At 62.1% G+C, this 22,190-nt stretch carries 20 protein-coding genes and 2 tRNA genes; 12 read left to right on the forward strand and 10 right to left on the reverse strand.

Annotation, left to right across the window (positions count from 1 at the left end; genetic code table 11):
• Window positions 1-627 precede the first annotated feature (627 nt).
• The 8 genes from FDW84_RS16730 to rpmH form a co-directional block, all read right to left on the reverse strand.
• A complete protein-coding gene (locus FDW84_RS16730) occupies window positions 628-1,911 on the reverse strand; it encodes a ParB/RepB/Spo0J family partition protein (protein ID WP_138610635.1) in 1,284 nt (427 codons plus the stop codon).
• Between the two features lie 63 nt (window positions 1,912-1,974).
• Window positions 1,975-3,042 carry a ParA family protein gene (locus FDW84_RS16735; RefSeq protein WP_305775693.1) on the reverse strand — a complete coding sequence of 356 codons (1,068 nt, stop codon included), beginning with the start codon at window positions 3,040-3,042 and terminating at the stop codon, window positions 1,975-1,977.
• Between the two features lie 95 nt (window positions 3,043-3,137).
• Window positions 3,138-3,782, reverse strand: a complete 645-nt coding sequence (rsmG, locus tag FDW84_RS16740) for a 16S rRNA (guanine(527)-N(7))-methyltransferase RsmG (RefSeq protein ID WP_138610637.1) — start codon at window positions 3,780-3,782, stop codon at window positions 3,138-3,140.
• Between the two features lie 21 nt (window positions 3,783-3,803).
• A complete protein-coding gene (locus FDW84_RS16745; protein WP_138610638.1) occupies window positions 3,804-4,367 on the reverse strand; it encodes a Jag family protein in 564 nt (187 codons plus the stop codon).
• Complete coding sequence (gene yidC, locus FDW84_RS16750; RefSeq protein WP_138610639.1) at window positions 4,367-5,338, reverse strand: membrane protein insertase YidC; 972 nt, start codon at window positions 5,336-5,338, stop codon at window positions 4,367-4,369. The genes FDW84_RS16745 and yidC overlap by 1 nt, the downstream gene beginning before the upstream one ends.
• 16 nt (window positions 5,339-5,354) lie before the next feature.
• Window positions 5,355-5,750 (reverse strand): membrane protein insertion efficiency factor YidD, encoded by a 396-nt coding sequence (gene yidD, locus FDW84_RS16755; RefSeq protein ID WP_171046821.1) that lies wholly within the window; start codon window positions 5,748-5,750, stop codon window positions 5,355-5,357.
• Window positions 5,743-6,153 (reverse strand): ribonuclease P protein component, encoded by a 411-nt coding sequence (rnpA, locus tag FDW84_RS16760; RefSeq protein ID WP_138610641.1) that lies wholly within the window; start codon window positions 6,151-6,153, stop codon window positions 5,743-5,745. The genes yidD and rnpA overlap by 8 nt, the downstream gene beginning before the upstream one ends.
• Before the next feature lie 40 nt (window positions 6,154-6,193).
• Entirely contained in the window at window positions 6,194-6,331 is a 138-nt protein-coding gene (gene rpmH / locus FDW84_RS16765; RefSeq protein WP_003800212.1) for a 50S ribosomal protein L34, read from the reverse strand.
• Between the two features lie 468 nt (window positions 6,332-6,799).
• Here rpmH and dnaA point away from each other — a divergent pair, with 468 nt between their 5' ends.
• The 12 genes from dnaA to FDW84_RS16820 all read left to right on the forward strand — a co-directional run bounded on the left by dnaA (window position 6,800) and on the right by FDW84_RS16820 (window position 20,182).
• The gene (dnaA, locus tag FDW84_RS16770) at window positions 6,800-8,224 is read left to right on the forward strand and encodes a chromosomal replication initiator protein DnaA (protein WP_138610642.1); all 1,425 of its coding nucleotides are present in this window, start codon (window positions 6,800-6,802) and stop codon (window positions 8,222-8,224) included.
• A gap of 538 nt (window positions 8,225-8,762) precedes the next feature.
• Entirely contained in the window at window positions 8,763-9,887 is a 1,125-nt protein-coding gene (gene dnaN / locus FDW84_RS16775) for a DNA polymerase III subunit beta (protein ID WP_138610643.1), read from the forward strand.
• 125 nt (window positions 9,888-10,012) lie between these two features.
• Window positions 10,013-10,897: a phosphogluconate dehydrogenase (NAD(+)-dependent, decarboxylating) gene (gene gnd / locus FDW84_RS16780; RefSeq protein ID WP_138610644.1), complete on the forward strand. Its 885-nt coding sequence runs from the start codon at window positions 10,013-10,015 to the stop codon at window positions 10,895-10,897.
• Window positions 10,898-10,954: 57 nt separating this feature from the next.
• Window positions 10,955-12,166, forward strand: coding sequence for a DNA replication/repair protein RecF (gene recF, locus FDW84_RS16785; RefSeq protein ID WP_138610645.1), 1,212 nt, complete (start codon window positions 10,955-10,957; stop codon window positions 12,164-12,166).
• Window positions 12,150-12,710, forward strand: coding sequence for a DciA family protein (locus FDW84_RS16790; protein ID WP_138610646.1), 561 nt, complete (start codon window positions 12,150-12,152; stop codon window positions 12,708-12,710). The genes recF and FDW84_RS16790 overlap by 17 nt, the downstream gene beginning before the upstream one ends.
• A gap of 386 nt (window positions 12,711-13,096) precedes the next feature.
• Window positions 13,097-15,184: a DNA topoisomerase (ATP-hydrolyzing) subunit B gene (gyrB, locus tag FDW84_RS16795; protein ID WP_138610647.1), complete on the forward strand. Its 2,088-nt coding sequence runs from the start codon at window positions 13,097-13,099 to the stop codon at window positions 15,182-15,184.
• 58 nt (window positions 15,185-15,242) lie between these two features.
• Window positions 15,243-17,921: a DNA gyrase subunit A gene (gene gyrA / locus FDW84_RS16800; RefSeq protein WP_138610648.1), complete on the forward strand. Its 2,679-nt coding sequence runs from the start codon at window positions 15,243-15,245 to the stop codon at window positions 17,919-17,921.
• A complete protein-coding gene (locus FDW84_RS16805) occupies window positions 17,914-18,618 on the forward strand; it encodes a DUF3566 domain-containing protein (protein ID WP_138610649.1) in 705 nt (234 codons plus the stop codon). The genes gyrA and FDW84_RS16805 overlap by 8 nt, the downstream gene beginning before the upstream one ends.
• Window positions 18,619-18,713: 95 nt before the next feature.
• Window positions 18,714-18,787 (forward strand) — tRNA-Ile (locus tag FDW84_RS16810).
• 69 nt (window positions 18,788-18,856) lie between these two features.
• The gene (locus FDW84_RS19810; RefSeq protein WP_240720043.1) at window positions 18,857-18,973 is read left to right on the forward strand and encodes a DLW-39 family protein; all 117 of its coding nucleotides are present in this window, start codon (window positions 18,857-18,859) and stop codon (window positions 18,971-18,973) included.
• 72 nt (window positions 18,974-19,045) lie between these two features.
• A tRNA-Ala gene (locus FDW84_RS16815) sits at window positions 19,046-19,121 on the forward strand.
• 119 nt (window positions 19,122-19,240) lie between these two features.
• Window positions 19,241-20,182, forward strand: coding sequence for a DMT family transporter (locus FDW84_RS16820; RefSeq protein ID WP_138610650.1), 942 nt, complete (start codon window positions 19,241-19,243; stop codon window positions 20,180-20,182).
• 3 nt (window positions 20,183-20,185) lie between these two features.
• On the opposite strand, the gene FDW84_RS16825 is transcribed toward FDW84_RS16820, so the two are convergent.
• Both FDW84_RS16825 and FDW84_RS16830 read right to left on the reverse strand, forming a co-directional pair.
• Window positions 20,186-21,061 (reverse strand): glycosyltransferase family 2 protein, encoded by an 876-nt coding sequence (locus FDW84_RS16825; RefSeq protein ID WP_138610651.1) that lies wholly within the window; start codon window positions 21,059-21,061, stop codon window positions 20,186-20,188.
• A gap of 176 nt (window positions 21,062-21,237) precedes the next feature.
• The gene (locus FDW84_RS16830; protein WP_138610652.1) at window positions 21,238-22,188 is read right to left on the reverse strand and encodes a hypothetical protein; all 951 of its coding nucleotides are present in this window, start codon (window positions 22,186-22,188) and stop codon (window positions 21,238-21,240) included.
• Window positions 22,189-22,190 lie beyond the last annotated feature (2 nt).

Here is a 22,190-nt window from a genome sequence, read left to right on the forward strand (position 1 = left end):
AGCCACCGACGACGAGCAACCGCGGGACGACACGAGCCAATATTTCGACCGTACTCTAGGGCCGCTGCGATTTCGGCGGCTAGTAGTAGCGATCCTCATCAGCATGCCAGCGACCGTTGTATCGTAGATGCTTGCCGCTACACGCGCTAGAAGAGGTCCTGCATGTTGAGCCCTCTGCTCCGCGCCACAACTGCTAGACCCCGCGAAGCTGGACGTGCCACGGACCCCTGACCAGACGACGCGTCTAGAGACCGTGGGTATCGAAGCGCTCCTGCCAGGTATCAGATGAGGTCCGCCCCGGACAGGAATCCGCATCCTGTGTTTCACGTGAAACGCCGCACCGCCCGAGGCTCACTTATGCTTCACCTGCCTTACGCCATTCATGGAAGAACTGCAGGAAACCTTGGCGTCGGAGCTACGTCGCGAACGCATAGGACACACCGATAGCGGATACGGCACAAGCATCGGTCAGAATGTGATGCGCGAGCGGTATAGCATGACAGCATTTCACGACGCTGGCTGTACCTAAGAAGCACAAAGTCGGGACGTTGCAGGTTGTAAGACGAAATCTGCGGGCAAAAAGAGATGGGCCCGATCCGGTTGGATCGGCCCATCAAAAAAGGAGCTTTAGCTGTCAGCCCCGGGAGCAAGAACCTCCATGATGCGGTTCAAATCTTCAACACTGGCGAACTCGATGCTCACTTTACCCTTACGAACACCAAGGGATATCTTGACATTCGTATCCAGCCGGTCAGAGAGCGAGGATGCGAGGTAATCCAAGCGCTCATGGCGGGCACCGGGACGGGGAATGTTGTTCTTTGCCGGCTTCGCGGGGTCCTGGTAAAGGGCCACCGCTTCCTCAGTTGCGCGGACCGACATACCCTCGGCAACAATCCTTTGTGCCAGACGCTCCATGGCAGCAGCGTCAGGAAGGGCCAGGAGGGCCCGTGCATGGCCCGCGGAGAGTACGCCTGCTGCCACTCGTCGTTGGACCAGCGGGGGCAGTTTGAGGAGGCGTAGGGTGTTCGATACTTGCGGACGGGAACGGCCGATACGGTCAGCGAGTTGCTCGTGAGTGGTTCCGAAATCTTCCAGGAGCTGCTGGTAGGCCGCTGCTTCTTCAAGCGGATTCAGCTGGCTGCGGTGCAGGTTCTCCAGCAGGGCGTCCCGCAGCAGGTCATCGTCTGTAGTGTCCCTGACGATTGCAGGAATAGTGTCCAGCCCGGCAGCCTGTACTGCACGCCATCGGCGCTCACCCATAACCAGCTCAAAGGGTTCGCTACCTTCCTCGGTTGACCTCCGAACCACAATTGGCTGGAGCACGCCAATTTCGCGGACGGAGTGCACGAGCTCCGCCATGTCATCTTCATCGAAGACTGATCGTGGCTGCTTACGGTTGGGGTGAATGTTCGCCACGGAGATTTCAGCATAGTGAACACCCGGAACCTCCACCAGCTCCACACCGGCGTTGGATCCTGCCGATGGTATATTTACTGGTTCAGCTGAGGTACCGGGGTCGATTGGGTCCGCCACATCAGCACGAGATTCCTCAACCTGTGCAGCTTCCGCCAACTGGGCGGGAATATCCTTTTCTGTGTCGTCGCCAGGCGCTGGCTTGCTTGGAGTGTGGGGCTCCGACGAGGTGCCCTTCGAAGCATCAGCACTGCCGGCCGCGCGTTGGTCAGTAGCTGGCTTAGCGGCGGGAGAGGAAGGACGCTTGTTTGCTGCAGTCCCCGTTGGCTGCCTGGCTTCACTGCTTTCCGCCACAGAGTCCGTCTTCTTTCGGCCCTCGGGGAAAAATAGATCAACTGGACGTGACACCGCTGTCGCATTGCCCGACCCGTTAGCGGCGGCGGAACTCGGAATCAGCGCGCCAAGACCACGGCCCAGGCCGCGTCGCTTCTCGCTCATTGGTAATCCCTCCAGTGGTAGAGCCAGGCCTAGCCGTGCTCCGGTCGTTGCAGTTTGAAGATCTTAGCGTTCTGCTATTTCAGCAGCCGCTTCCAGGTAAGACAGGGCTCCACTGGAGGAAGGGTCGTAAGTCATGACCGTCTGCTGGTAGCTGGGGGCCTCGGAGATACGCACCGAACGCGGAACAACAGCAGACAAGACCTGGTCGGGGAAGTGTTGCCGCACTTCGGCGGCAACCTGGGCCGCAAGATTGGTTCGGCCGTCGTACATAGTGAGGAGAATCGTCGAAACCACCAGGTCCGCATTGAGATGCTTTTGGATCATCTCGATGTTCTTCAGGAGCTGGCTCAGGCCCTCGAGCGCGTAGTACTCGCACTGGATGGGGATAAGCACCTCATTGGCCGCGCAGAATGCGTTGACGGTCAACAAACCCAGGCTGGGCGGGCAGTCGATGAAAATGTAGTCGAGCCGCTGCTCGCCGTTCTTTTCCCGCGTCTTGGCATAAACGTCGATCGCCCGCCGCAGGCGCTGCTCGCGTGCAACGAGGGAAACGAGTTCGATTTCCGCGCCGGCCAAATGGATAGTGGCAGGCGCGCAGATCAGATTGTTGATGTCCGGGCATTGGGCAACAACATCGGCGAGCGGAACATCATTGATCAGGACGTCGTAGATGCTGTCGACGTCGGCATGGTGTTCAATTCCCAGGGCCGTCGAGGCGTTGCCCTGCGGGTCGATGTCGATCACCAGGACGTTGAGGCCAGCAGCGGCAAGAGCCGCAGCGATGTTTACTGTCGTGGTGGTTTTTCCCACCCCGCCCTTTTGGTTCGAGACGGTGAACACCCGGGTATTTTCCGGCCGGGGCAGCTTGCGTCCCACCAACCGTTCCCGGCGTTTTGTTTCGTGCGCCAACTCGCGGGCTATTGGACTTGAGTCATCAATGGCATCGATGATGTTATTTCTACCAGCAGCGGTCGTTTCACGTGAAACAGCTACAGCGTTGGAGCGCTGGGCAACCTTTTCAGGGTGCGTTCCGCCTCTTCCGGGAGCTCCACCGAGACCAGCGACGGAACGTGCGGACCCCAAAGACACGAACGGCGGTATCCGTTGCGTGGAGGCTTCGCTACTGGTCACTGGGGCACACTCACTCTCGTTCAGCCAAATTTGCTGCCGTTCTCTAGCCTAACTGCTGGACCCGGCAGAGTTTGGTCACCGGGCCTGAACCAGGCCTACTTTTGGGACTTGTTTACAACGATGCGGACTACGGTAGTCGGTTCCTCGAGCAGGTTCTCGCCCACCGTGACGACGGTGGTTTCCACGCCGCCCAGCTTGCGGATGGTCTTTGCCGCTTTCTCGATCTCCTCGCCCGCACTTCGCCCCTTGATGGCCACCACTTCTCCCTTGCCGGCAAGCAGGGGGATGGTCAGCCCGGCGAGGTTCGTCAAGGCCGACACCGCCCGCGCAGTCACCACATCTGCCTGTACCTGGCCAACCGCCATCTCAGCCCGGGTCCTCATCACCGTCACGTTGTCCAGCCCCAGATCGTCCACCACTTCCTGGAGCCAGATCACCCGGCGCTCCAGGGGTTCGATCAAAGTCAGTTCCAGGTCCGGACGTGCAATGGCCAGGCACAGTCCGGGCAGTCCCGCACCACTGCCCACGTCAGCCACATGGCGCCCCTCCGGGATCTCGCTTTCAATGACGGCGCAGTTGAGGACATGCCGGCTCCAAAGCCTCGGTATCTCCCGCGGCCCGATGAGGCCACGTTCCGTACCGGAGGTGGCCAGGTGCTCCACATAGCGTTTTGCCAGGTCCAGCCGGTCGCCGAAAATCTTTTCAGCGGCCGCCAGCTCAGTTGCCGTGATGTCAACCATGATTAGCGGATCAGCAATTCTCTAGTCTGCGGATACAACAATATGGCGTCCGGCACCCTCGCCCTCGGACTCGCTGACCAGTCCGAGGTCAGCCACGGCATCATGGACGATCTTGCGCTCATAGGCGCTCATCGGTTCCAGTGCGACGGGCTTGCCGCTGTCCTTCACGGAAGCTGCCGCATCTTCAGCGATCTTCTGCAGGTGGCCGGTACGCTCCTGCCGGTACCCGTTGATATCAAGCACCAGCCGTGAGCGGCTGTCCGTTGCGGACAGCACGGAGAGCCTGGTGAGTTCCTGGAGCGCCTCGAGGACCTCGCCGTCCTCACCTACCAAGCTGTCAAGCGCATCGGACTCTTCGTCTGTAACGATCGAAATGTAGGTGCGTCCGTTGCGTACCTCGATGTCGATATCACCATCAATGTCAGCAATGTCGAGCAGCTCCTCAAGGTAGTCTGCTGCGACGTCGCCTTCTTCCTCCAAGCGGCTGGCGGAGGACACCCTGGGCGAGGAGGTCTCTTCGTTGGCGGCGTCCTGATCGTCGATGATCTCCGCGGACAGGGCGTGCTCGGTGCTCTCGGCAGACATTACTTCTTCTTCCTGTTCTTGCGTTGTGGCTGGATGCGCTGGCCCTTGGCCTGTGCCACGGCCGCGGCAGCATCGTCGGAATCGTCCTTCTTGCCGCTCAGGATGGGCAGGGCCGGGAGACCCTTGGCGGCACGGCGTTCCGCGAGGGCCTTGGCGGCGGGGGATCCCGGCGTCGGCATACGGCGGATGACGAAGAACTGCTGGCCCATGGTCCACAGGTTGGTGGTGGTCCAGTAGATCAGGACACCGATGGGGAAGTTGATGCCGCCCACACCAAAGACGATCGGCAGGATGTAGAGCATCATCTTCTGCTGGCGCATGAACGGGCTGGCCATGGCTTCTTCAGACATGTTCTTGGCCATGATCTGCTTCTGCGTGATGAACTGCGAGGCCGTCATGGCCAAAATCATGAGGATGGAGAGGATCCAGACGGCGACGACATTGCCGCCTGGGGGCGTGCCATGGAGCAGCGTCGCGGAGAGCGGAGCTCCGAAGATGGTGGACTGGTCGAACTGCACCACCTGCTCGTGGCTCATGGCCCCGATACCCTCGCCCTCGCGGCTGGCCGTCGAAATGCCCGAAAGAACGGTAAACAGCGCGAAGAAGAACGGCATCTGGATCAGCATGGGGAGGCAGGCGGAGAACGGGTTGGTCCCGTGCTTCTTGTACATCGCCATCTGTTCCTGCGCCATGGCCTGGCGGGACAGCTGGTCGGTCTTGCCCTTGTACTTGTCCTGGAGCTTTTTCAGGTCCGGCTGCAACAACTGCATGCCGCGCTGCGCCTTGATCTGCTTTACGAACACGGGAATCAGTGCCGCACGGATCACCAGCACCAGGCCGATGATGGACAGCGTCCACGTCCAGCCCGAGGCTTCCGGCAGCCCAATGGCAGTCAGTCCCTCATGGAATCCCACCATGATGATGGACACAAGCCATTTGAACGGAAACATGATTGTTTCAAAGAAGTCCATTACTTATCCCTATTCGTCAGGCCGCCCTGCGGCCTTCTCCATCAGTCCGAGCAGCCAGGTACTTGTCCGGGTTGTTCAGCACAACAATTGTGGGGGTCTGGTGCTCAGGCCATTCCCGATGACCGGCGGGGACGTGGTCCACACCGCCGGCGTTCCATGGATGGCAGCGGCCGAGTCGCCGGGCGGCAAGCCAGCTTCCCTTGACGGCACCGTGGACTGTGATCGCTTCAAGGGCGTAGGCCGAGCATGAAGGAAAAAAGCGGCACACTTGCCCGTACAAGGGAGAAATCACCTTGCGGTAAGCCATCAGCAGCAAAATAAGGATGTTCCGGGGGAGGTTCCAGAGGAACAGTCCGGTGGCGGCGGCACCGCGTTGGAGACAGGTAGCGACGACGGCGGTGGCGTTACGCACGCGATGTCCCCTCCTGTGTTGTACCGGCCGAACGGTTGGCCGCATTCCTGGCAGGGCGGCCGGCCAGACGGGTGATCGTCGATTCCAGGGCTGCGTTGTAATCCGACAGCAGCTGGTCCCAGCTGGCACTAGCGGACGCAGGAAGCGCGCGGACCACTATGGCAAAACCCGTGCCGTACTCACGCAATGAGGCAGCACCTGCTTCCCTCAGTCTCCTCTTAACGAGGTTCCTGACCACAGCGTTCCCTACACTCTTGGAAACGATGAACCCGATCCGGCTGGGTTCGTCAGCAGCAATGGCTGCCGTATATAACACTACGTTCCGGCGTCCATTGCGGACACCGGAACGTACAGTTGTTGAAAAATCGGCTGCAGTCCTCAAACGGTTACGGGTGGCCAGCACCTTAAACTCGCAAAGAAATGTCTACCGACGAGTCAGTTATTTACGCCGACAGCTCGGTGCGGCCCTTGCCACGGCGGGCTGCCAGGATGGCACGGCCGGCACGGGTACGCATACGAAGGCGGAAGCCGTGCTTCTTGGCTCGACGGCGGTTATTCGGCTGAAAAGTCCGCTTGCTCACGTTAGTTACTCCAGTGGATCAAAGGTGCGCCCACCCGATCAGTATGGGGAAGAACTGGCCGACGCTAAGTTTTGTATATGCACGCTTCCCCCGGCTGCCCAGACGCACTGCGCCTGGAACATTCAGATGGGGCCAAAAAGCGGACACAAAGGACTTCACAACGTTAGGGCAATTTGCAGCCCTGAGTCAAACCGGAGCGGCTTGCGGAAGCTATCCCCAGCTGTGCCTAACATGCCCCGAATACCTGTGGATGAAGTGGCTCACAGCCCACTTTTCAGAACAACACCAGTGTAATTATCCACAAGCTACTTGCCAGCTATCTTCTAGCCTTTTGATCCCCTAGAGTGGCCCAGTAGCCGATTATCCACGTGCTGTGCATAACCCTGTGGATGAAGCTGAACCAGATCCTGGTTCCGTGCTTGCGGCTGCAGGCAATGCAGGCAAAGCAAGTTTTGAGGGAACCCATTGATGACAGTAGACGAAGCCAACCAAGCCAATACTGTCGGAAGTTCCTGGCGGCGGGTGGTCAGCCTGCTGGAGCAGGATCACCGTGTTTCACCGCGGCAGCGGGGTTTTGTGATCCTTGCCCAGGCCCAGGGCCTCATTGGCTCCACCCTGCTGGTGGCTGTTCCCAACGAGCTCACCCGTGAAGTCCTGCAGACCCAGGTCAAGGAGGCCCTGGACGACGCCCTGCACAACGTCTTCTCGGAGGACATCCGCTGCGCCATTGACGTGGACACCGATCTGGTTCCCATTCACCAGGAACCTGAACCCGCCGTCGTCGAACCCTCCTTCTCCCCGGACCAGCTCGTTGAACAGAAGCCGCAGCCCATGCTGCCCAGCACGTCCCATGAATTCGGCCGGCTCAACCCGAAGTACGTGTTCGACACCTTTGTGATCGGTTCCTCCAACCGCTTTGCCCACGCTGCTGCCGTGGCAGTGGCCGAAGCACCTGCGAAGGCCTACAACCCGCTGTTCATCTACGGGGACTCCGGCCTCGGCAAGACACACCTGCTGCACGCCATCGGCCACTACGCACGGCGGCTCTACAGCGGAATCCGCGTCAGGTACGTCAACTCCGAAGAATTCACCAACGACTTCATCAACTCCATCCGTGATGACGAAGGTGCCAGCTTCAAGACCACCTACCGGAACGTGGACGTCCTGCTGATCGATGACATCCAGTTCCTGGCGGGCAAGGACCGTACGCTGGAGGAGTTCTTCCACACTTTCAATTCACTGCACAACAACAACAAGCAGGTGGTCATCACCTCCGACCAGCCGCCCAAGTTGCTGGCTGGATTCGAAGACCGCATGAAGTCCCGGTTCGAGTGGGGCCTGCTGACGGACATCCAGCCCCCGGAACTCGAAACCCGCATCGCCATCCTTCGCAAGAAAGCGTTGAGCGAGGGACTGTCCGCGCCGGACGACGCCCTGGAGTACATAGCGTCGAAAATCTCCAGCAACATCCGCGAACTCGAAGGCGCCCTCATCCGGGTTACCGCGTTCGCGAGCCTGAACCGCCAGCCCGTTGACGTGGCCCTCGCCGAGATGGTCCTCAAGGACCTCATCACCGACGACGGAGCCCAGGAGATCACGTCCGCGCAGATCCTGCAGCAGACTGCGGACTACTTCAAGCTCAGCATGGAAGAGCTCTGCAGCAAGTCCCGGACCCGGACCCTCGTGACCGCCCGGCAGATCGCCATGTACCTCTGCCGGGAACTGACGGACATGTCGCTGCCCAAGATCGGGCAGGAACTTGGCGGCCGCGACCACACCACGGTGATCCATGCGGATAGAAAGATCCGGGAACTGATGGCGGAGCGGCGTGTGATCTACAACCAGGTGACAGAACTGACCAACCGCATCAAACAGCAACAACGGGACTCCTGAATCCACATCGCGTCACGCACTCTATACCTTATTAACAGGTGTATGTGGATAAGCCTGTGGACAGTCAAGGGGACAAGCACGGTTAATGGGCTTAAAACCCTTAAGCCATCTGTGGATCGTTAAAAACAGGCCTTTACGTTGTCCCCATCCACACCCTGTTTAAAACCCAGGTAACGCACAGTCCGTGAACAGGGCTTAACCGCGGATCCAAGCCGCAAACCCGCGTTATCCACAGAATCCACAGCAGTTATTAACACTACGAATCCCAAAAAATTGAAATCCCTCAAACAACAAGATCGATCCCTGCGTGCAGCGTGGGGCCCTCCGGCCCTCCGCAGAGTCGGGGCGGGGACCTGGGGGATGGGTTAATCCCGGATCTTCCGGCTAAGCTGTCAGCAAGCGCTCCCATCCCTGGGTTTCCGTGTGGTTTCCATCTGTGCGGACCATGCACCGGCCGGGGCGCCGGCAACATCTTCCGGAGTTTCCCTGCGTAATTCCCGGTCCACATGGCAACAGCAATGAAAGGCGGCACCCTTCCGTGAAGTTCAGAGTCGATCGGGACGTCCTGGCAGAAGCCGTCACGTGGACTGCCCGGTCGTTGTCTCCGCGGCCGCCCGTGCCCGTCCTTTCCGGTCTCCTTTTGAAGGCTGAAGCGGGGACAGTCAGCCTTTCCAGCTTCGACTACGAGACCTCCGCACGGCTCGAGATCGCAGCGGACATACGCGATGAAGGCACCATCCTGGTTTCAGGCCGGCTTCTCGCCGACATTTGCCGCAGCCTTCCGTCAGCTCCTGTGGACGTGGAAACCGACGGCAACAAAGTCACCCTCACCTGCCGTCGAAGCAGCTTCCATCTCGCCACGATGCCTGAGGCTGAATACCCGCCACTTCCCCCGCTCCCGGCCATCAGCGGAACAGTCCCCGGTGACTCCTTTGCGCAGGCTGTGTCCCAGGTGATCATTGCGGCGAGCAAGGATGACACCCTGCCCATCCTCACCGGCGTGCGGATGGAGATTGAGGACGACCTCATTACGCTCCTGGCCACCGACCGCTACCGCCTCGCGATGCGCGAAGTACCGTGGAAGCCTGTCACTCCCGGAATTTCCACCAGTGCCCTGGTCAAAGCGAAGACGCTCAACGAGGTAGCCAAAACCCTCGGCAACAGCGGTGACATCAGCCTGGCACTCTCCGACGACGACAGCCGCCTCATCGGCTTCGAAAGTGGCGGGAGGACAACCACCTCCCTGTTGGTCGACGGGGACTACCCCAAAATCCGGTCACTGTTCCCGGACTCAACACCTATCCATGCCACTGTCCAGACCCAGGAGCTGGTGGAAGCCGTGCGCCGTGTCTCGCTCGTGGCCGAGCGCAACACCCCGGTGCGGCTGGCCTTCACTCAGGGCCAGCTGAACCTGGATGCCGGCACAGGCGAAGACGCCCAGGCTTCTGAGGAACTTGAGGCGCAGCTTTCCGGTGATGACATCACCGTGGCCTTCAACCCGCACTACCTGGTGGAAGGCCTTAGCGTGATCGAGACCAAGTTCGTGCGCTTCTCGTTCACCACTGCCCCCAAGCCCGCCATGATCACGGCGCAGGCGGACGCTGACGGCGAGGACCAGGATGACTACCGTTACCTGGTAATGCCCGTCCGCCTTCCCAACTAGTCCCCACCGCCACCCTCGCCTCGCAAGCTCGGCCAGGGAACCCTGGCGGCGTGGGCCCAGACAGTTGTTGCCGTTCTGGTCCCCACGACATGTTGCCCGCCCCTAGCGCAGAAAAGAGTTCCACCATGCACATCGGACTGATCGGCCTTGGCAAAATGGGATTCAACATGCGGGAGCGCATGCGCAAGGGCGGTGTTGAGGTCACCGGGTACGACCGCAACCCCGATGTCTCTGACGTTGGTTCCGTCGACGAACTCCTGGCCTCAGTTCCGGCACCCCGGCTCATTTGGGTCATGGTTCCCGCCGGCGCGATCACCGACGCCGTCATCAGCGAACTGGGCGAGAAGCTCGATGAAGGTGACCTGGTGATCGACGGCGGCAACTCGCGGTTCACGGAGGACCAGAAACACGGCGAGCTTCTCGCCGTCAAGGGGATCCGCTTCGTCGACTGCGGCGTCTCCGGCGGTGTCTGGGGCCTGCAGAACGGGTACGGCCTGATGGCCGGCGGGGATGCTGCGGATATCGAACGCGCGCTCCCCGTCTTTGACGCGCTGCGTCCTGAGGGTGAACGTGAGGACAGCTTCGTCCACGTGGGCGGAATCGGCGCTGGCCACTACGCCAAAATGGTGCACAACGGCATCGAGTACGGCCTCATGCAGGCCTATGCCGAGGGCTACCAGCTCCTTGCCTCCAAGGACATCATCAGCGATCTGCCGGGCACCTTCCGGGCCTGGCAGAAAGGCACTGTGGTCCGGTCGTGGCTGCTGGACCTGCTGGTCAAGGCGCTCGATGAGGATCCGGGTCTGCAGAACATCGACGATTACGTCGAGGATTCCGGTGAAGGCAGATGGACCGTGGAAGAGGCCATCGCCAACGCCATCCCGGCGCCCGCCATCACGGCCGCCCTGTTCGCCCGTTTCGAGTCACGGGAGGACAGCTCACCGGCCATGAAGATGGTGTCCGCACTGCGCCACCAGTTTGGCGGGCATGCCACCCGTCCCGCCAAGTAGCCCCCAAGCAGCATCCACCGGGAGCCCCTGAAGGTTCCCAGAATTGTCGAATTCCGCGTGTACCTGGAACACCTTTCGCTCACTGACTTCCGCAGCTACGCCCAGGTGGACCTTGCCCTGGGCCCGGGTGTCACCGTCCTGGTGGGATCCAACGGCATCGGTAAGACCAACCTGATGGAGGCCATCGGCTACCTGGCCACACTCAGCTCCCACCGGGTCAGCTCCGATGCGCCACTCCTGCGGTTCGGGACTGACCGGGCCCTGGTCCGGGCACGGCTTGTGCGTGGCGGTCAGACCACTGTCCTGGAACTTGAGATCAATAACGGCCGGGCCAACCGCGGCCGGATCAACCGCAGCAACCCGGTGCGCGCGCGTGACCTGCTGGGCATCTGCCAGACGGTGCTTTTCGCACCCGAGGACCTGGCCCTGGTGAAGGGGGACCCCTCAAACCGCAGGCGCTTCCTGGATGAACTGCTGGCCAGCCTTGTTCCGCATCACGCCGCCACGCGCGGCGATTACGATCGAGTCCTGAAACAACGCAATGCCCTGCTGAAGTCCGCCAGGGCCGGCAAATTCTCTTCCGCCCATGAGTCAACCCTGGATGTTTGGGACCAGCATATGGCCAGGGCGGGTGCCGAGCTGTTGCATGCCCGCCTCGAGCTGGTGGAGCGCCTCCGCCCGCACCTCGCCAGGGCGTACGCCGAGGTGACTGACGGGTCAAAGCCCGCTGATGCGGTCTACCGTTCAAGCCTCCAAAACCAGATGGACGACGACGGCGCGCCTCTGGGGGGCGCTACCGGCAGTGGAGTTGGAGGTGCTTCACCAAACGGGGAAGACCTGCGTCAGTTCAGCGTGGAGCAGCTCACGGAGCGTTACGTTCGGGCTTTCGCTGAATCGCGCCGCAAGGAACTCGAACGGGGCATCTCATTGGTGGGTCCGCACCGCGACGAACTGGAACTTGTCCTGGGGCAGGCACCCGCCAAGGGATATGCCTCGCACGGCGAAACCTGGTCCATGTGCCTCTCCCTGCGGCTTGCCTCCTACTATGTGATGCTGGACGATACCCGCACCGGAGGTTCGGCTCCCATCCTGATCCTCGATGACGTTTTTGCCGAGCTGGACGTCCAGCGGCGGCGTAAACTGGCCGCAACAGTCTCCGGCGCGGAACAGGTCCTGGTGACCGCCGCCGTCGACGCCGATATCCCGGAAGAGCTGTCCGGACGGCGGGTGAAGGTCATCCCGGGAGGTATTGATGAACAGGGACAGTGAAAAAGGCGGCCGACTGCAGCCCGGCCGCGATCCCGACGCCATCGATGCTCCGCAGGTTGCCCTGAACCGGATGCGCGAGGCCGCTGCGGCCCGTGGGGAAATCCGTCGCGCAGTGCCACGCCCCGGAACGACGAAAGCCAAAAAAGGTATCCGGGATACCCGCGGCTTCAGCCAGTTCCACTCAACCGGCCGCGACCCGCTGGGCCTGGGCAAGGTGGTTGGCCGCCTGGTGGCCGAACGGGGGTGGACTTCCCCGGTGGCGGTGGGGTCGGTGATGGCGGAATGGGCCACGCTGGTGGGGCCGGAGATTTCGGCGCACTGCACTCCGGAAAGTTTTTCTGATACCACCCTTCACGTCCGCTGTGATTCAACCGCATGGGCCACGCAGTTGCGGCTCCTCAGCAGCAGCCTGCTGGACAAGTTTCGGGTGGAACTGGGCGATGGCGTGGTTACCAGTATGCAGGTGCTTGGCCCTGCCGCACCCAGTTGGCGCAAGGGCGGCCGCTCCGTGAATGGCCGCGGACCGCGGGACACTTATGGGTAGCGCCGCCACCGGAGCCTTGAAAATCGCTCCGACGGCGTGTAGAGGCTTCAAAGGCCGGGAGGGCGTATAGGAACCCGGAGGCCGTACTGCCAGCGCGCCCTAGGTGCGGTCAATGGCCTCTTACAGCCACATAACTGCCTTCCGACAGCCCCGGAATGCGGGGAAATGCCGCGATCCGCGGTAGAATCGTTGTAGATAACTGGGCGCCGGTGAAACGTTGACTGAGTCCGTTTTCCGTGCGCTTCCAGCACGCGGAGTGCGGATCCCTCCGCCAACAAGTCACCTGCGCTACACGTTTGTGCCTGTTGGCGGATGAATTTCCTGAAGGAAACCCAGGGAGAGGACTCGGCCGGCCACCATTGAGAACAGAGGAGTCGACAGCGCCTGTGGCTAACGACAATACAGATATTCTGGCAGCTGAACCCGCAGTCGAGGATGCCCCTAAGCCTGACACCCCCGCCGCCGAGGCGACCCCCCGGGAATACGGTGCCAGCGATATTACTGTCCTCGAAGGGCTGGAAGCGGTGCGGAAGCGCCCGGGCATGTATATCGGCTCCACCGGCCCCCGCGGACTCCACCACCTGGTCTATGAGGTTGTGGATAACTCTGTGGATGAGGCCTTGGCGGGGTACTGCACCCACATCGAGGTTGTCCTGCAGGCCGACGGCGGCGTGAAGGTTGTTGACGACGGCCGAGGGATTCCCGTCGACATGCACCCCACCGAGCACAAGCCCACGGTTGAAGTGGTCATGACCATCCTGCACGCGGGCGGCAAGTTCGGCGGCGGCGGCTATGCGGTGTCCGGCGGCCTGCACGGCGTGGGCATCTCCGTGGTCAACGCGCTGTCCAGCCGGGTAGATACCGAGGTACGGCGCCAGGGCCATGTCTGGCGGATGTCCTTTGCTGATGGCGGCAAGCCCCAGGGCAGCCTGGTCAAGGGCGAAGAAACGGACGTCACCGGTACCAGCCAGACCTTCTACCCCGATCCCGCGATCTTCGAAACCACCGAGTTCGACTTCGAGACGCTTCGCGCCCGCTTCCAGCAGATGGCCTTCCTGAACAAGGGTTTGCGCATCACGCTCACCGACGAGCGCACGTCCACCAGCGAAGATGACGACGCCGACCTCGACTTGGACGGCGTCGTCACCGAAGGTGAGGTCAGGGCAGAGCACCGCACGGTGGTGTACCAGTACGACGAAGGCCTGCTGGACTACGTCAAGCACCTGAACTCAAGCAAGAAGGTGGAAGTGGTCCACGAGGACGTGATCGCCTTCGAAACGGAGGACAAGGACCGCCGGGTTGCCTTGGAAATGGCGATGCAGTGGACCAATGCCTACTCTGAAAGCGTCCACACCTACGCGAACACCATCAACACGCATGAAGGCGGCACCCACGAAGAGGGTTTCCGCGCCGCGCTGACTTCCCTGATTAACCGCTATGCGCGGGAAAAAGGCATTATCAAGGAAAAAGAGGACAACCTTACCGGTGACGACATCCGGGAAGGCCTCACCGCCGTCATTTCCGTCAAGCTGTCCGAACCGCAGTTTGAAGGCCAAACCAAAACCAAACTCGGCAACTCGGAGGTTAAGGGCTTCGTCCAGCGTGTGGTCACCGACGGACTCGGTGACTGGCTGGAACGCAACCCGGGTCCTGCCCGCGACGTGATCCGGAAGGCGATCTCGGCAGCGCAGGCCCGCATGGCTGCCCGCAAGGCCCGCGATAACGCCCGCCGCAAGAGCCCCCTGGAATCGTTCGGCATGCCCGGCAAACTCTCCGACTGCTCCTCCAAGGATCCGGAGAAGTGTGAGGTCTACATCGTGGAGGGTGACTCTGCAGGCGGCTCCGCGAAGCGCGGCCGCAACCCCGAAACCCAGGCCATCCTGCCCCTGCGCGGCAAGATCCTGAACGTGGAGCGGGCCCGCCTGGACAAGGCCCTGGGCAATGCTGAAGTCCAGTCCATGATCACTGCTTTCGGTACCGGCATCGGCGAAGACTTCGATCTTTCAAAGCTGCGGTACCACAAGATCGTCCTGATGGCAGATGCCGACGTGGACGGCCAGCACATCACCACCCTGCTGATGACACTGCTGTTCCGCTACATGCGTCCGCTCATCGAGCACGGCTACGTCTACTTGGCGCAGCCGCCGCTCTACCGCATCAAGTGGTCCAACGCCGCCCACGATTACGTGTACAGCGACCGCGAACGCGATGCGAAGCTCGTGGCCGGCCAGGCCGCCGGGCGCCGGATCCCCAAGGACAACGGCATCCAGCGCTACAAGGGCCTCGGCGAAATGGACTACACGGAACTGTGGGACACCACCATGGATCCGGACAACCGCACGCTGCTGCAGGTGACCATGGACGACGCCCTGGCTGCCGACCAGCTCTTCTCGGTCCTGATGGGCGAGGACGTCGAGTCCCGCCGTAACTTCATCCAGCAGAACGCCAAGGACGTCAGGTTCCTCGATATCTAGGAAGCACTTCCACAGATATTCGGATACTGACATATACCTGAAACGGAAATAAAATTAAATGAGCGACGAAACACCCGAGACCCCGGCACCCGATGCCGGTACTCCGGACACCGTTCTTGAAGGCGATGTACTGATCGACCGCGTGGAACAGGTGGACCTGCAGACCGAAATGCAGCGGTCCTACCTGGACTACGCGATGGCTGTGATTGTGGGCCGCGCCCTCCCCGACGTGCGTGACGGCCTCAAGCCAGTGCACCGCAGGGTCCTTTACGCAATGTTCGACGGCGGCTATCGGCCGGACCGCTCCTTCAACAAGTGCGCCCGCGTGGTGGGCGAGGTTATGGGCCAGTACCACCCGCATGGCGATACCGCGATCTACGACGCGCTGGTCCGCCTTATCCAGGACTGGACCATGCGCTACCCGCTGGCCCTGGGCCAGGGCAACTTCGGTTCACCGGGCAACGACGGCGCTGCCGCACCCCGTTACACCGAAACCAAGATGGCGCCCCTGGCCATGGAGATGGTCCGCGACATCGACGAGGAAACTGTCGACTTCCAGGACAACTACGACGGCAAGAACCAGGAACCCACTATTCTGCCGGCCCGGTTCCCCAACCTGCTGGTCAACGGATCCTCGGGCATTGCCGTTGGCATGGCCACCAACATCCCGCCGCACAACCTGCGTGAAGTAGCCGATGGCGTTCAGTGGTACCTGGCCAATCCCGGGGCCAGCCGCGAGGAGCTGCTGGAGGAACTCCTGCTGCGGGTCAAGGGACCGGATTTCCCCACCGGCGCAACCATCCTGGGCCACAAGGGCATCGAGGACGCCTACCGTACAGGGCGCGGCTCCGTCACCATGCGGGCCGTGGTGAATGTTGAGGAACTCCAGGGACGCACCTGCCTGGTGGTGACCGAGCTGCCCTACCAGGCGAACCCGGACAACCTGGCCATCAAGATCGCCGAACTGGTGAAGGACGGAAAGATCCAGGGCATCGCCGACCTGCGCGATGAAACCTCGGGCCGCACGGGCCAGCGCCTGGTCATCGTGCTCAAGCGCGATGCCGTGCCCAAGGTGGTGCTGAACAACCTCTACAAGCACACCGAACTTCAGAGCAACTTCTCCGCCAACATGCTTGCCATCGTGGACGGCGTTCCCCGGACCCTGAGTTTGGACGCCTTCATCCGGCACTGGGTCACCCACCAGATGGACGTCATTGCCCGGCGCACCCGGTACCGGCTGCGCAAGGCCGAGGAGGAAGCCCACATCCTGCGGGCGCTCCTGAAGGCGCTGGACATGCTGGACGAAGTAATCGCGCTCATTCGTGCGTCCAACACCACTGAAGCCGCTCGCGATGGGCTAATGGAACTGCTGGACATCGATGAGCTGCAGGCGCGCGCCATCCTGGATATGCAGCTGCGCCGGCTTGCCGCCCTGGAACGGCAAAAAATCCAGGACAGGCACGCGGAACTCGAAGCACTCATTGCCGAATACAACGAAATCCTTGCCTCTGAGCAGCGCCAGCGGGAGATCATCAGCACTGAACTCGGCGAGATCGTGGACAAGCACGGCGATGACCGCCGTACGAAGATCCTGATGGGTTTCGACGGCGACATGTCCATGGAGGACCTCATCCCCGAAGAGGAGATGGTGGTCACCATTACCCGTGGCGGTTACGTGAAGCGGACCCGTAGCGACCACTACCGCTCCCAGCAACGCGGCGGAAAGGGAATCAAGGGCGCGCAGCTGAGGGGCGACGATGTGGTGGAGCACTTCTTCGTCACCACCACCCACCACTGGCTGCTCTTCTTCACCAACCTGGGCCGCGTCTACCGCGCCAAGGCGTACGAGCTGATGGAAGCGGGCCGTGACGCCAAGGGCCAGCACGTGGCCAACCTCATGGCGTTCCAGCCGGACGAACACATCGCCCAGGTACTCGACCTCAAGGATTACCAGCAGGCGCCGTACCTGGTGCTCGCCACCAAGCGCGGGTTGGTCAAGAAGACCCGGCTGGAGGACTACGACACCAACCGGTCGGCCGGTGTGATTGCCATCAACCTGCGTGACGGCGATGAACTGGTGTCAGCGCAGCTGGTTTCCGAGACCGACGACCTGCTCCTGGTATCCCGGAAGGGACAGTCCATCCGCTTCACCGCCACCGAAGACGCACTGCGTCCAATGGGCCGGGCCACCTCCGGCGTCACCGGGATGAAGTTCCGCGAGGACGATGAACTGCTCGCGGCAAACGTGGTGACTGACGGTTCCTACGTGTTCATCGTGACCGAGGGCGGCTATGCCAAGCGCACCGCCGTTGAGGAGTACCGCCTCCAGGGGCGCGGCGGGCTGGGCATCAAGGTGGCCAAGCTCGCGGAGGAACGCGGTGACCTGGTGGGAGCTCTCATCGTCCAGGAGGAGGATGAGGTTCTGGTGGTCATGGAGGGCGGCAAAGTGGTTCGCTCCTCCGTTGCCGGCGTACCCGCAAAGGGGCGCGACACCATGGGCGTGATCTTTGCCAAGCCGGATAAGAACGACCGCATCATCGAAGTGGCACGCAACAGTGAACGCGGTCTTGTGGGCGAGGAATCGCCGGAGGATGACGTAACGTTGGCTGAAGATGGCGGAACCCCCGGGGAATCTGCCAACCCAGCACTGGCAGAAGGATCACCGGCCGTTGAGTCAGAGGACGCCTCGGGCGACGCTGAGCCGAACGAAGACTACACGGAGGTAACGAGTGAGTAATCCCGACTCATTTCCCAAGTCGAACAGCACTGTTCCCGACGGCAACCGGCCCGCGGCCGCACCACGCGTGAATGCCCCCGTCCGTCCGCAGCAGCGGCCGTCCGCGCCCGCGGCTGCCCCGGGCCAGCGCCCTGCAGTTCCCGGCCAGCGGCCCCTCCAGGGTGACCGTCCCAGCGGCCAGTCGGGCCAGCCGGGGCAACAAGGACAGCAGGGCCAGCGTCCGGCCGCGGCTCAACCAGGGCAGCGCCCCGCGGGCCAGCCCGGCCAACGGCCTGCCGCCGGGGCGCCGGGACAGGGCACTCCCGGCCTGGTCAAGCCTGCTCCCAAGGCCAAAGTCCGCCGTGCCCGCCTGCTGATCAGCAAGGTGGACCCGTGGTCCGTCCTGAAGATGGCATTCCTGCTGTCCGTCGCCCTGGGCATTGTCACGGTGGTTGCTGCCATCGTTCTGTGGACGGTTCTGGACCTCACGGGGATCTTCGATCAGGTGGACAGCCTGCTGGGTACCCTGGCCGGCACCGAAGGCGGCGGCTTTGAGCTGAAGAAGGTGGCTTCCCTGGGACAGGTGGCATCCTTCGCCACCATCATCGCTGTGGTCAACGTGGTCCTGCTGACCGCACTGTCCATGCTCTCCGCTGTGCTTTACAACATCTCCGCCACCCTGGTGGGCGGCGTCGGCGTCACCCTCACGGACGACTAGGTCCCGGTTTCACCGGCGTATGCCGGGGAAACTGCCCGATTTGAGATCGGGCCGGGATGTGCTGTAAAGTCATGTCTCGGCCCGATGAGGCATCGGGGCGTATAGCTCAGGCGGTTAGAGCGCTTCGCTGATAACGAAGAGGTCCCAGGTTCAAGTCCTGGTACGCCCACGGAACCTGTGCAGGTTCAAGTGGAGGTCTGGTTCGCACAATGTGCAGCCGGACCGGAACGGGGAGCATGTGAAGAAGTTGCTTGTACTGGCAGCGGCGATCGCAGGCGTCCTGGTCTACCGGAAAGCACAGGAGTCTGAGGCCCAGAAAGATGTCTGGAGCAAGTCAACCGACACGGTGGACTAGCGCAGGCGCCCTGGACCGGAGCTGGTCAAAGGCTCCCGGGTTCTAGGGTATGATGGATGGGTTGCTTCTTATGGGGGCATGGCGCAATTGGTAGCGCACCTGCTTTGCAAGCAGGGGGTTCGGGGTTCGAGTCCCCGTGCCTCCACCATGGGAAAGTCCCGGTCAGCGGAAACGCGGGCCGGGACTTTTGCTTTCCCCAGCTTCCATACCCACGAGTCGGCCAAGTGCCGGCAGGCGACCCGGCGGAACGCCCATTAGGGTTGTCCAGTGAACTTCTTTCTTGCAGCGATCGGTGTCCTGGGTGTGGCCTCCTCCGGACCACTGATTGCTGCCACCCTCGGCGCCACAACCGTGAGCGCACTCGCCATAGCCTTCTGGCGCAACGCCATCGGTGCTGTTGTCATGGCCTCTCCCACCCTGGTCCGGGAGCCGCGGCAGTTCGGCAGGATCACGCAAGGGGAGTTCCGCTGGTGCCTGCTGGCCGGCGTCGCACTGGCGCTGCACTTCGCCTGCTTCATCACGTCGCTGCAGCTGACCTCGGTGGCAGCCGCGACCGCCTTGGTGTGCCTGCAGTCCGCCTGGATCGCGGTGTTCCAGCTTTTCCGGGGGACACGCCACCGCTGGCAGGTGCTGGTGGGCCTTGGCATCGCTTTTGGCGGCGTCGCTGCCATCACCGGGTTCGACATGGGTTCCTCACCCCAGGCCCTGCTGGGCGACCTGCTGGCACTGGCTGGCGGACTGCTGGCCGGCCTCTACACACTGGCGGGAGGAAAGGCACGGCAGAGCATGACGACGGGAACGTACACCGCGCTCTGCTACGGGATGTGCGCCGCGGCCGTCGCCGTCATGGCGGTGCTGGGCGGTCAACCGCTGGCAGGATTCGAGGCGGCGGGGTGGCTGGGCATCCTGGCCATTACGGTCTGTGCGCAACTGGTGGGCCACACCGCGTTCAATCACCTGCTGGCCACCATGAGCCCGCTCCTGGTCTCCATGATTATCCTCCTGGAAATCCCTGGCGCGGCAATTCTTGCCGCAGTCTTCCTGCAGGAGACCCTCCCTGCCGGCACCTACGCCGGGCTGGCCCTGATCCTGGCGGGACTCGCCGTCGTCGTCACCGGCCAAAGGGCAGGCAGGGCCGGGAGACGGGGAAAGGATGACGGGCATGAACCGCCGTCGGACCGGCCGCTTGCGGAGCTGGGAACGGACTAGCTGTTACTGGCCGCCGCGGCGCACCGGCTGGGCTGTATTGACGGTATGGATGGCCCGGAGGAGCTTGGCGGGAAAATACACTGAGAAGAAGACCACCATCGGAGCCTTCAAGGCCATCTTCTTGACGTTGTGCGCCTTGTACGTACGGTCGAACCGGGTGACGTAATAGCGGTAGTCCCGGGGTGAGTCTTCAAGCCGCCTTGCCGACATGCCCGAAACCATCTGCGGGCAGTACTGGATCTTCAGGTCATGCTCGGCCAGATGCAGGGACAGGTCGATGTCCTCGTGCATCTCGTCCTTTTCGTCCCGGCATGTCTCGGCCCTGATAATGTCCCACGCGGACGATCTCAGGGCCATGTTGGAGCCGAAGAGGAAATGGTACTGGTGCTTGGCAAGCTTCAGCATGAGCTGGCGCATCTTGTCATCAGCTTTAAGGCCGAAACGGCGCATCGGCATGTCGTAGTAGACCACCGGTCCCGTGGCCGCCTGGACGGACTGGTCGAGAAAAGCCCGCTGGACCTGCTCCACCCAGTCCGGCTCCACAACGGAGTCGGCATCGATCCTGCCCAGGATGTCCCCCGTGGCATGGTCCAGGCCAAAGTTACGGGTAGGGATAAGCCCCTGCTCCTTGTCCTGGCTGAGCAGGACCAGGGGACTTTCCGGGTATTCGAGCTGCATCTGGCGCACGATCCGGGCGGTCCGGTCCTTGGACAAATTGTCCACCACCACGATCTCGTGGGCGGGCACGGACTGGTAGATGGCAGCAATGAGGCACTGCCGGATGACGCTCTCCTCGTTATAGGCCGGGATAACAATGGAAACGCGGGGCAGGTTTGCTGCGTCGTTCAAGGCATCCCCAGAGGATCGTTCGGCTGACATCAGTTCAAATCTAGCATCCAACAGCTTTCGCCCCCGGACGCGGGACCGCCTGTAGGGGAGGGGCCAGAGAAGGCCGGGAAAGGAAATGGCCCCGTCCGTGGACGGAGCCATTTCCTGCCGGTGTTGCCCGCCCAGCAGGACGGGCAACACCAATACGAATACGGTTTACCTCTGCATCACGACTGGGCAGTACCCTTGCCGCTGTTGCCGATGTTTGAAGCGACGTTCCCGCTGGCGGTCTTTGCTTCCTCGCCGGCCGATGCCGTGCTGTCCGCAACGTCCTCAGCCACGTGCTTTGCCTTGTCGCCGGACTCCTCCACCTTGCCGGCGGCGGTATCGGCAACAGAAGCCGCTGCCGCTCCTGCCTTTTCCACAGCCTCGGCCGTTGCTTCCTGCACCTCGTTCACGGTGGTTGCCGGGACAGGGGCAGGGGTGACCGGTGACGGCGTCTTCCACGGGTCTTCAACCGGCTTGGAGGCCTTCCAGGCGGCAACACCTGCAGCCACAGCCGCGGCGACGACGCCGAAGATCAGCCATCCACGCTGCTTCTTCGGCGGTTCAGGCTGAGCGAGCTGGATGCCCACTGTGCGTCCAGCTTCGGAGGCAGCCGCCTTCAGCTGCGTGCCTGTTGCCTGCGCCTGCGCCTGCGCCTGCTCCTGGATGGCATGGATGATGCCCACATCGCCAAGCTTCTGGGCTACGGCATCCACCCGGGCCGGGGTGCTTTCAAGTGTGCGGTGGACTGCATCCGACGCGAGACCGATCTGGTCCGAAAGCCGGGGCAGGTACTCAACCACCACACGGTCACGGGCATTGAGGACAACGGGCGTAGCCCTGTCCAGCGCCTCGTGGAGCCGTGGGGAGGCACCTTCCACAGCGTCGTTGATCTTCGGGGCAAGCTGAGCCAGTCCATCCTGGATGCGGGGAGTCACAGTGGCAACGCCGTCAGCCAGGTTGTGTGCGGCGCTCTTGAGGCCCTCCTGGATCCTGGGGGATGCCGTGTCCAAGCTGTGCTGCAGGAGGTCCACGGCTGCTTCCACACGGGGGGCAGCCCAATCCTTGGCGTTTTCTACAGCGCCGATGACAGACAACTCAAGGTCACGGGCAATACGATCCGATTTCTTCACAA

This window comes from Pseudarthrobacter sp. NamE5 (genome assembly GCF_005796225.1).
Taxonomy (GTDB): Bacteria; Actinomycetota; Actinomycetes; order Actinomycetales; family Micrococcaceae; genus Arthrobacter.

What these genes read in the sequence shown, in the direction of transcription:
- FDW84_RS16745 (WP_138610638.1), bottom strand. Translation starts at nt 4,367, where the DNA reads ATGTCTGCCGAGAGCACCGAGCACGCCCTGTCCGCGGAGATCATCGAC.
- FDW84_RS16790 (WP_138610646.1), top strand. Translation starts at nt 12,150, where the DNA reads ATGAACAGGGACAGTGAAAAAGGCGGCCGACTGCAGCCCGGCCGCGAT.
- FDW84_RS16825 (WP_138610651.1), bottom strand. Translation starts at nt 21,061, where the DNA reads ATGTCAGCCGAACGATCCTCTGGGGATGCCTTGAACGACGCAGCAAAC.
- FDW84_RS16730 (WP_138610635.1), bottom strand. Translation starts at nt 1,911, where the DNA reads ATGAGCGAGAAGCGACGCGGCCTGGGCCGTGGTCTTGGCGCGCTGATT.
- gyrA (WP_138610648.1), top strand. Translation starts at nt 15,243, where the DNA reads ATGAGCGACGAAACACCCGAGACCCCGGCACCCGATGCCGGTACTCCG.
- yidC (WP_138610639.1), bottom strand. Translation starts at nt 5,338, where the DNA reads ATGGACTTCTTTGAAACAATCATGTTTCCGTTCAAATGGCTTGTGTCC.
- rsmG (WP_138610637.1), bottom strand. Translation starts at nt 3,782, where the DNA reads ATGGTTGACATCACGGCAACTGAGCTGGCGGCCGCTGAAAAGATTTTC.
- gnd (WP_138610644.1), top strand. Translation starts at nt 10,013, where the DNA reads ATGCACATCGGACTGATCGGCCTTGGCAAAATGGGATTCAACATGCGG.
- dnaA (WP_138610642.1), top strand. Translation starts at nt 6,800, where the DNA reads ATGACAGTAGACGAAGCCAACCAAGCCAATACTGTCGGAAGTTCCTGG.